Below are 5897 nucleotides of genomic sequence, written 5' to 3' on the forward strand. Positions count from 1 at the left end.
CCTTGATAAGGGGGGTGCCGATCCCCCCTGCCCCCCTTAATAAGGGGGGTGCCGATCCCCCCTTAATCCCCCCTTAATAAGGGGGGCATCTGACAACTTTTAACGCCTACCTACTTAGCAATTGTTCACAGTTTGGAGAGTTTTGTCTGTTAATCAGAGTTTTAGATTCGGATTGAGTCTCAGGGTTTCGACTTATCCAAAACTCAGATTATCCAAAACTGAGATTTATTTAGTTTTAAGCTGTGAAGATTGGGGAGCGTTTTCTCCTTCTACGACCAAAGATTTCACATGAGAACCTTGAAACTTTTCCATATTGCTCACTCGCCACATAGCTAGGGGAAAAGTAATAGCAAATAAACCAAAAAGTCCCACTAATATCCAGACGATATCGTGCATTTTACGCGAGGAAACCTTTCTAACTTGAGCGTTCATTTTGTCACCTCCTAGGCTTTAAGTTAAAGGTAAATAGGGAAATAGTGGATGCCATGACATGGCCGTGGCGGCAATCATGAGGGCAAAAAACCAAAAGAGAATGGTCTTAGCTTTTATCTGGCGATCTTTCCAAAGATAATGCAGTATCGGCCAACTGATCAACCAGCCAATTAATAACATCGTTTCTTTGCCGGTATAACTGCCGATATTGCCCCACATTTTGCTAGGATTTTTACTGCCAGGTATCCAACTGCCCAAATTCCAAAGGAAAGTTTCTACGGTTTTTGAATGGTCTGCATCGGAAAAATGGTGAGCAACCATCATTAAAAAACAGCCAATACCAGCACTAATAATCGCCGCCGCTGCCGGGCCAGAAGTGGCAGGGGAACGTTTGGCACCTTCGGCTAAACCTTGGGGAAATTGTTTTAAAAAAGCCCAGATTTTTCCATACCAAGGACTATCGACGTAACGTTGAGTCATCAGATTTGTTCCTATTTTTTCAGAGTTCGTAAGTGTCTAAAACCGAAAAGTCCCACCGCTAAAAGTCTCCAACCGTATTACCAGCAGTAGGGAAACGACCGACGATTTGACTTTGGTTGCTAATGCTGGCCGCCCTCGTATCCGTACCATCGGGGCTAAGTTTACACCCCCTAGGGCGGGAGCGGCGATAGATAACCCGAAAACCGTAGCTAAAACGAGCAAAAGTTTAATTTTGTTCACTTTTGAGGTAAAGTAGCTAAATAATGGTTTACAGGGCGTGAATTTTGGCAACACCGAGGCCGCTAACGAGTCCACCCATGGCAAAAAACATCATCGCCATCAGGGCAATGCAAGTGACCGTTAACACCGGTCGATTAGCTTTGTCTAGGATTGAGTCGCCGTATTTCCAGAGAATCCAAGTGCAGGCCACGCCTAGGGGTAGGATAAAAAGGACGCTGAATTCGTGGTATTCCATGAGGACGTATTGACCGAGGGGCGAATTTTCCTTTAGCCATGCCCGCGCACCGCCAAATTCTAAACCGGCCCGATAGCGCATATAGGCTAAATTGCCAGTGGCGATCGCCAAAAAAGCGAGGACGGTGGACCAGAAGGTGAGGGTTCGCATTTGCCGCAAAATTTTGCCAGAACCTCTGAGCAGGGGAAAAGCGAGATGACCAGCGTAAACAATCACGACTAGGGCTAATAGGGAACCAAAACCGTGAATTGTGCCTAGCCATCGCTGCCACGGACTCGGATGCAGCAGGTTGACGAAGGGCAGAAATAAAAATAGGCCCGCCGAGAGGATTCCTAGCCCATAGACGCAAACGGTGGCTATATCTAGGGTTTTCGGAAAATCAATTTTTTCTGATTCTGTGGTATAAGATGACATCGGTTTCTCCTTAACGGTCTAGAGAAGCTAAATGGGATTATTTTTCATTTAGCCCGGAATCTTGTTAGAACAAGTCCAGAGAGCATATTTGTCCAACCATCAGAGTATTTTTGGACTGAAGGTGACAATAAATAGAGTCAAGACTTGAATTTCGCCAATTCAAGTCTGAATTGCATCCCTGTCTGCTCTACAGCGTTTCTCGGATATATGAGGTATGTTTTCGCAACTGAGAATTCTTACTTCGGCAAGGTTTAACTTACAATTCACCTTGACGAGAAACGCTACATCTTTATAAGTACCTAAGCAAAATTAATTACACATTTCGATAAAGCTTTTGCCTCTTGCCTATTGCCTCTTGCCTGTCTTCACTAGGAAATTTATTTTGCATGACTACTTATGATCCCTGATTCGGGGTGCGATAGTCAAGAGATTTTCAAGGAAGATTGTTAATAAAGTTTACGGATATTTTTACCTAGTTCTTCGTTACTTGGTATGGTTTGATCGGGTGGCATAAATCGACTACATCCTTATTAGATGAGCTTACCCTGAGAATCTGGCAAAGAAGGTTAGAAACTCAGTACATCAAAGCTTTTAGCTTAACTAATTAGGTTACCGAGTTAAATACCAAAATTAGGCGTTTTTATCGACAAAATTGTCGAATCGAATTTTAAACAAAAACACGATGCTGCAGGGACGGCATTTGTCGTCGCACCTGTTGCAGACGTTGGGGATTAATTTCGGCAATTGCCACCCCCACTTCTTCCCCCGCGTCGGCTAAAACCACACCCCAAGGATCGATAATCATAGCGTGACCGTGGGTGTGACGGCGTTCGTAATTATTGCCCGTTTGAGCAGGAGCTATTATATAACAAGTATTCTCGATCGCTCGCGCTTGTAACAAAACTTTCCAATGATCTTTCCCTGTAAAAGCTGTAAACGCCGCAGGTACAAATAAAACATCGGCTCCTTGCTGCGATAAATAGCGATAGAGTTCAGGAAAACGCACATCATAGCAAATCGAGAGGCCAATTTTGCCCAAGCTATCGGAGCCATAAATTGGCGGTAAATCGATCCCTGCCATGACTGTACTCGATTCCTGATAGGTGTTACCATCCGGGACATTGACATCAAAGAGATGGACTTTTTGATAACGGGCTAATTCCGCACCGTTGCCATCAACTAAAATAGCCGTATTATAAGCCTTATCGGGAATACCCGTCACCGGCACGGGAAAACCACCCCCTAAAATGGTCACTTGAAACCGTTGGGCCATGGTGCGGAGGAATTTATCGGCTTTGAGAGCAATAGTCTCGGACTGGGCGATTTTATCGCTTTCTGCCCCCATAAAAGCGAAATTTTCTGGTAAACCGATTAATTCCGCCCCTTTACCCACGGCAAGTTCGATCAATTCTTCAGCGGCAGCGAGATTTTTCTCTAAATCCGGCTGACTGGTCATTTGAATGGCGGCGGCGAGATAGGATTTCATGGGGGTTGAAGCTCTAGAGTCGGATAATCTCTGTAAAATTAATCATAACCTTCGATTATATCCAATTTCAGATATTTTGTCACCCCATGAGTAAAATTGTTTTCTGTGACTTTGATGGCACTATCACCGCCGTGGAAACTTTTGCGGGTATGCTCAAAGAATTCGCCCCCGATTTATCGGCCCAAATTATGCCCCAAATGTACGCCCGTACTCTGACTCTGCGCCGGGGTGTCCGTCAACTGCTAGAGTCGATACCGAGCCAAAAATACGCCGATATTCTCGCCTATGCCGAAAGCAAGCCAATTCGCCCCGGATTAGCTGAATTTCTCGCTTTTTTACAGGAGCAATCCATCCCTTTTATTATTATCTCCGGTGGTATCCAAGGCATGATTGAAACGGTCTTAAAACGGGAGGGACTATTAGATAAGGTGACGGCAATTTATGGGGTCAATCTTCATACTCAAGGGGAATATTTGCAAGTTCATTCCGATTGGGAAAATGAGACGGAATTAGTGGCTAAAGCCTTGATTATGGACAAATATTCGGGAGTAGAAACTATTGCGATCGGTGATTCTGTTACCGATATTACCATGGCTAGAAGGGCCGATCTAGTTTTTGCTAGGGATCGTTTAATCGATTATCTGCAAGCGGAAAATCAACCCTATATTCCTTGGGATAACTTTTTTGAGATTCGTGAATATCTGTTATTGAGAGATTAGGGATTGGCTGTTAATTAGGTAGGGGTTAAAAATTGTCAGATACCCTCCTTGGATTAAGGGGGGATCAAAGAGGGCGAATGCAATTCCCCCCTACAATAATATTATTGCGCCAATGGCAGGAGCGCACTGTGGTCAGTGAGTTTATCGAACTGCGTGCGCCCTGTAATATAGATATTTCGACCAAATTGAGATTTACTACCCTACTCTCAAGGGTAACAATAATTATAAATTTTTGTAAATTTGTGTTGGTTTACACTTGACAAAATCGGGGGGGGGTAAAATCCCGTTGTTGCTCTGTCTTGTCATTGAGGAACTAACTTAAAATTTAGTGATTGGCAATTTTGAAAAAACCAATTTTTCTCCCTTGCCAATGTCGCTTAATTTGAGATTTTCTCCTTTAAAGGGCAGTCAGAACATTTGTTTGTTTATTTGTTTTGAGGAAAATTTCCGAACATGAAAACTTCGACTGTGCTTAAAAAGTTATCGATAGTTAGTGCTGGAGCAACATCTATTGCTCTTGCAACCATGGGAACAGCGTCAGCATCTATAATTTTTGATGGGGGTGGTCCAGATCAACAGAATGGAAATGAAATGACGGGATGGGTACAGACAGAGGATTTTATTCTTAGTCAGGATATTGGGACAAGGCTAACAGATGTTCATTTCTGGACCCTTGAGGCTCTAGGTGCATGGGATGGAACCCTCGACTACTTTGTATTCGCAAATGCAGGCGGTCAGCCGGCCGGTACCCCCTTTGCTCAAGGCGCAGGGGCTAACGTGGTGAAGACGGCAACTGGCAAACAAGCTTTTGGTCTCAACGAATATGCTTATTCGTTCGATCTTCAGACTCCTCTCGATTTATCGGCAAATACAACATACTGGCTAGGTTTACACCTTTCCAGCAACTTTGACCGGGACGAGATTTATTGGGGTACAACAACTCCAGGTGTTGGTTCAACAGGTCAACAATCCTCCGGCGGGACTTTCAACAACTGGTCTAATAATGGACAACACCATGCTTTTTACCTAACAGGTCAAAAAGTCCCCGAACCTTCTTCAGTCTTGGGTTTACTCGCCATTGGTGCTTTGGGTGCTGGTTCAGTCTTGAAGCGCAAATTAAAATAAAAAACTGGTCAATCTAGCCTTAAATTGGCAGCGATCGCGCTATATTGATAAAGTGCGATCGCTTTTTTTTGGGCATTCTAGATTTTTATTAATCTTTGTTAGAATGATGACATGGGTAATGGCTTTGAGTTGATTGGAGAACTAACCGAAATAGAGATTATCGCCGTCAACCTCTCTATTCGTGAACTCAGAAGGCTAAAAGCGCAGTTTGGGGGTCGTCGATGGCGAAAGCTAAAAGGAGTCGGCTTAGTTCAATTTCCTAATGGAGAAATCCGCAAAGCTGAACTACACTGGTATGAGTCTCATCGAAAATTTGGGTCTGAAACCCCGTCGTTCTACGACGGCTTTACTGTTAAATATGAGCATCGTTTACGAAATATATGCTAAAATGTGAGGTATGGAAAAAGCCTATTCGTTTCGATTTTACCCCACACCCGAACAAGAGTCGCTATTGCGGCGCACTTTGGGCTGTGTAAGATTGGTTTACAATAAAGCTCTCCACGAACGAACACAAGCTTGGTACGAAAGACAAGAAAGAGTAGGATATGCTGAAACGTCTTCAATGCTAACCGAGTGGAAAAAGCAAGAAGAATTAAACTTTCTAAACGAAGTAAGCTGTGTACCCTTACAACAAGGGTTAAGACACCTACAAACAGCTTTCACTAATTTCTTTGCTGGTCGTACTAAGTATCCTAACTTTAAGAAAAAACATCAAGGAGGAAGTGCCGAATTTACCAAATCTGCTTTTAAATTTAAAGACAAACAA

Annotated in this window: 7 protein-coding genes; 3 read left to right on the forward strand and 4 right to left on the reverse strand. The window is 43.6% G+C overall.

Annotated elements, in window-relative coordinates:
• Positions 1–225 precede the first annotated feature (225 nt).
• The 4 genes from PN470_RS04480 to PN470_RS04495 all read right to left on the reverse strand — a co-directional run bounded on the left by PN470_RS04480 (position 226) and on the right by PN470_RS04495 (position 3287).
• The gene (locus PN470_RS04480) at positions 226–432 is read right to left on the reverse strand and encodes a hypothetical protein (protein ID WP_002779193.1); all 207 of its coding nucleotides are present in this window, start codon (positions 430–432) and stop codon (positions 226–228) included.
• A gap of 18 nt (positions 433–450) precedes the next feature.
• On the reverse strand, positions 451–912 hold the full coding sequence (locus PN470_RS04485; RefSeq protein WP_272103834.1) for a hypothetical protein: 462 nt from the start codon (positions 910–912) through the stop codon (positions 451–453).
• Positions 913–1180: 268 nt separating this feature from the next.
• Positions 1181–1801: a hypothetical protein gene (locus PN470_RS04490; protein WP_002779196.1), complete on the reverse strand. Its 621-nt coding sequence runs from the start codon at positions 1799–1801 to the stop codon at positions 1181–1183.
• Positions 1802–2468: 667 nt separating this feature from the next.
• Positions 2469–3287: a carbon-nitrogen hydrolase family protein gene (locus PN470_RS04495; RefSeq protein ID WP_002755251.1), complete on the reverse strand. Its 819-nt coding sequence runs from the start codon at positions 3285–3287 to the stop codon at positions 2469–2471.
• Between the two features lie 86 nt (positions 3288–3373).
• Between PN470_RS04495 and PN470_RS04500 the strand changes: the two genes are divergently transcribed.
• The 3 genes from PN470_RS04500 to PN470_RS04515 form a co-directional block, all read left to right on the forward strand.
• Entirely contained in the window at positions 3374–4006 is a 633-nt protein-coding gene (locus tag PN470_RS04500; protein ID WP_272103836.1) for an HAD-IB family phosphatase, read from the forward strand.
• A 453-nt stretch (positions 4007–4459) separates the two neighbouring features.
• Positions 4460–5131, forward strand: a complete 672-nt coding sequence (locus tag PN470_RS04505) for a PEP-CTERM sorting domain-containing protein (RefSeq protein WP_272103837.1) — start codon at positions 4460–4462, stop codon at positions 5129–5131.
• Between the two features lie 397 nt (positions 5132–5528).
• Positions 5529–5897: RNA-guided endonuclease InsQ/TnpB family protein (locus PN470_RS04515; RefSeq protein WP_272103840.1), on the forward strand; the 369-nt coding region annotated here is incomplete at its 3' end.

The organism is Microcystis sp. CS-574, assembly GCF_028329095.1.
Classification (GTDB): domain Bacteria; phylum Cyanobacteriota; class Cyanobacteriia; order Cyanobacteriales; family Microcystaceae; genus Microcystis; species Microcystis ichthyoblabe_A.